This window comes from Halorubrum tibetense, from assembly GCF_042661865.1.
GTDB lineage: Archaea > Halobacteriota > Halobacteria > Halobacteriales > Haloferacaceae > Halorubrum > Halorubrum tibetense.
In genome coordinates, this window is the sequence record NZ_JBHSWW010000253.1 from 1 (window position 1) to 3,567 (window position 3,567).

At 69.6% G+C, this 3,567-nt stretch carries 4 protein-coding genes; all 4 read left to right on the forward strand.

All coding sequences use genetic code 11. The features are described 5' to 3' along the window. On the forward strand, positions 1 to 1,439 hold a 1,439-nt coding region (locus tag ACFQEU_RS13075; protein ID WP_379782837.1), incomplete at its 5' end, for a succinic semialdehyde dehydrogenase. A 107-nt stretch (positions 1,440 to 1,546) separates the two neighbouring features. After that, positions 1,547 to 2,575 carry a thymidylate synthase gene (thyA, locus tag ACFQEU_RS13080; RefSeq protein ID WP_379782839.1) on the forward strand — a complete coding sequence of 343 codons (1,029 nt, stop codon included), beginning with the start codon at positions 1,547 to 1,549 and terminating at the stop codon, positions 2,573 to 2,575. 20 nt (positions 2,576 to 2,595) lie between these two features. Beyond that, the gene (locus ACFQEU_RS13085) at positions 2,596 to 3,249 is read left to right on the forward strand and encodes a dihydrofolate reductase (RefSeq protein ID WP_379782843.1); all 654 of its coding nucleotides are present in this window, start codon (positions 2,596 to 2,598) and stop codon (positions 3,247 to 3,249) included. Between the two features lie 43 nt (positions 3,250 to 3,292). Beyond that, a partial coding sequence (locus ACFQEU_RS13090) for a molybdopterin-binding protein (RefSeq protein WP_379782841.1) occupies positions 3,293 to 3,567 on the forward strand: 275 nt, incomplete at its 3' end.

Sequence of the window (3,567 nt, forward strand, 5' to 3'; positions counted from 1 at the left end):
CCGGTGCGGCGTGGGCGGAACGACCGGTCGCCGAACGGGCTGCGGTGCTCGACCGGGCCGCCGACCTCCTGCTCGACCGTCGGTCGACGCTGCTTGACCTCCTCCAGCTGGAGACCGGGAAGTCGCGTCGGACCGCCGTCGAGGAGCTGTTCGAGGTGCCGCTGGCGTGCGAGTATGCGGCTCGGAAGGGACCGGACGCGATCGCCGAGGACCGCCGAACGGCCGCCGTCCCGGGGCTCTCGACGGCGACGGTCACCTATGAGCCGGTCGGCGTCGTGGGCGTGATCTCGCCGTGGAACTATCCGCTCACACTGTCGGTCGCGGACGCGATCCCAGCGCTGCTCGCGGGCAACGCGGTCGTGCTCAAGCCGGACGAGAAGACGCCGTACACCGCGCTTGCGCTCGCGGAGCTACTGGAGGACGCCGGTCTTCCCGAGAACGTCCTGACCGTCGTCACCGGCGAGGGACCTATCGTGGGCCCCGCACTGATCGACCGGGTCGACTACGTCGCGTTTACCGGGAGCACCGAGACGGGCCGAGCGGTCGCCGAGCGAGCCGGGCGGAACCTGATCGACTGTTCGCTGGAGCTCGGCGGCAACAACCCGCTCGTCGTGCTCGGTGATGCCGACGTCGACGAGGCCGCCCGTGGCGCGGTCCAAGCCTGCTTCTCGAACGCGGGTCAGCTCTGTCTGGCCGCCGAGCGGATCTACGTCGTCGAGTCCGCCTACGACGCGTTCCTCGACGCGTTCGTTCGCGAAACGGAACGACTGACGCTCGGAACCAGCTACGACTACGACGCCGACCTCGGCTCGCTGATCGACGCCGACCAGCTCGATCGGGTGCGGTCACACGTCGACGACGCTCGCGACCGTGGCGCGACCGTCGAGACCGGCGGCCGTCACCGTCCGGACGTCGCGCCGTTCTGTTTCGAGCCGACGGTGGTGACCGGGGTCGACCCGGACGCGACGGTCGCCTGCGAGGAGACGTTCGGGCCGGTCGTTTCGGTGGCGCCCGTCCCCGATGCCGACGCGGCGGTCGCGGCCGCCAACGACTCCCCGTACGGATTGAATGCGAGCGTCTGGACCGCGGATCGCGACCGGGGCGCGCGGGTCGCCCGCGAGATCGACTGCGGGACCGTCTCGGTGAACGACGGGTTCCTGACCGGGTGGGGCGCGCGCGACGCCCCGATGGGCGGGTTCGGCGACTCCGGGATCGGCCGGCGCAACGGGCCGGAAGGCGTGCGACGATTCACCGAGTCGCGGACGGTGGGCGTCTCCCGTATCGGGCCGTTCACTTTCCCCGATCGGGTCCCGACCGGCTGGTTCGTTCGTGGCGCGTTCACGGCGACGATCGCGGGGCGGACCGCCTCGAAAGCCGTTCGACGCGTGAGGGACGGAACGATCGGGCGACTCAGGGACCGGGTGTTCGGACGGAAGTGAAAAGCCGCCTGAAAGGAGATCGATTAATGTAGCGCGGTTCGTTGAGCCGATAGACCGATCGCTCCGACGACCGGGTCGCCGGGGCGACGTCAGCACGCCACGACACCATGCAACAGTACCTCGATCTCGTCGACGACACGCTCTCGACGGGCACGTACAAGCCGAACCGAACCGGCGTGGACACCATCGCGACGTTCAGCGGCCAGTACACCGTCGACCTCGCCGAGGGGTTCCCCCTGTTAACGACGAAACGGATGGACGGCTACCGCTGGAACTCGCTGATACACGAGGTGTTGTGGTATCTCTCGGGCGAGGAGCACGTCCGGAACCTTCGCGAGGAGACGAAGATCTGGGACGCGTGGGCCGACGAGGAAGGGCACCTCGATACCGCGTACGGCCGATTCTGGCGACGGTACCCGGTCCCCGACGACGGCGACGCGCTTCCCGGCGAGACGTGGCCCGAGGACGGCCATCGCTGGGTGACCGTCGAGGAGGGGCCGGACGGGACCGAACGCCGAACGTTCGACCAGATCGGATACGTGCTCGACACGCTCCGCGAGAACCCCCACTCCAGACGGATGGTGGTGAACGCGTGGCACCCGGCGAACGCGACGGTTTCGACGCTCCCGCCGTGTCACTACACGTTCGTCGTCAACGTCCAGGACGGGAAGCTCAACCTCCATCTCACGCAGCGCTCGGGGGACATCGCGCTCGGCGTCCCGTTCAACATCGCCGCGTACGCGCTGCTCGCGAACGCGCTCGCCCAGCGGACCGGCTTCGAGGTCGGCGAGTTCGGCCACACCGTCGTCGACGCGCACGTCTACTGCGGGCAGGGCGAGCGCGGCGAGTGGTACGCCGACAACCTCCCCCGACTCCAAGAGCGGCTGGCGGACGTCGAGGACGACGTCGACTACCTGCGCGTGAAGGAGTGGCTGGAGGCGACGGCCCCAGCCGAAGCCGACGGCGACGAGGGGTACGACCACGTCCCCGGCCTGCTCGAACAGCTCTCTCGGGAGCCGCGCGAGCGGCCGCGGATCGAGATCGCCGACATCCCGCTCGACGAGCTGACGTACGAGGATGTCGAGGTCGTCGAGTACGACTGCGCGGAGGGGATCTCCTTCGCGGTCGCGGAGTGATGCCGGGGAGCGACCGTGAGATGGGCAGTCACACCGACCGCGAGGGGAGTGACCGCGACCGGGTCGATCTCGTCCTCGTCGCGGCGGTCGCGGAGAACGGCGTCATCGGTGCGGACGCGGGGATGCCGTGGCACTACCCTGCGGACCTCGCCCACTTCAAGCGACTGACGAGCGGTCATCCCGTGATCGTCGGGCGAACCACCTACGAGAGCATCGTCGACCGGATCGGCGGGCCGCTCCCGGAGCGGACGAGCGTCGTCCTCTCCACTCGCGATCTCGATCTCCCAGACTGCGCGGTGCTCGCCGGGGACCTCGACGAGGCGGTCAAGCGAGCCACGGCCGCCGCGACGGACCACGGCGTCGACACGGTGTACGTGATCGGCGGGGCGACCGTCTACGAGGCGTTCCTCCCGCTCGCGGACCGGATGGTACTGACGGAGATCCCCGAGCGCCCCGAGGGCGATACGCACTTCCCGGCGTGGGACGCGGACGGCTGGCGGGAGACGGCCCGGGAGACCCCCGGCAGCGACGGTGGAAGTGGCCGGGATGACGGTGACGACGGCGACGACGGCAACGGCGAGGACGACAGCGACGGCAGGGACGACAGCGACGGCAGGGACGACAGCGACGGTGATGGGCTGGCGTTCGTCACGTACGAGCGGATCGAATCGTGATCCCGACCGAACCCTGAAACCCGCCGCCATCGTACGTCCGGTGATGGACGTCGCGCTCATTACGGTCGGAGACGAGCTGCTCGCGGGCGACACCGTGAACATGAACGCCAACTGGCTCGCAGCCGAACTCGCTGACCGGGGCGTGACGGTGACGCGGATCCTCTCGGTGCCGGACGACCGACTCACGATCGCCGACCGCGTCGCGGCGTACGCCGAGGCGTTCGACGCGGTCGTCGTCACCGGCGGGATCGGCGGGACGCCGGACGACGTGACCATGGAGGCGGTGGCCGCCGCGTTCGGCCGTGAGGTCACGGTCTC

Coding starts and splice junctions, on each gene's coding strand:
- thyA (WP_379782839.1), top strand. CDS start 1,547: ATGCAACAGTACCTCGATCTCGTCGACGACACGCTCTCGACGGGCACG.
- ACFQEU_RS13085 (WP_379782843.1), top strand. CDS start 2,596: ATGGGCAGTCACACCGACCGCGAGGGGAGTGACCGCGACCGGGTCGAT.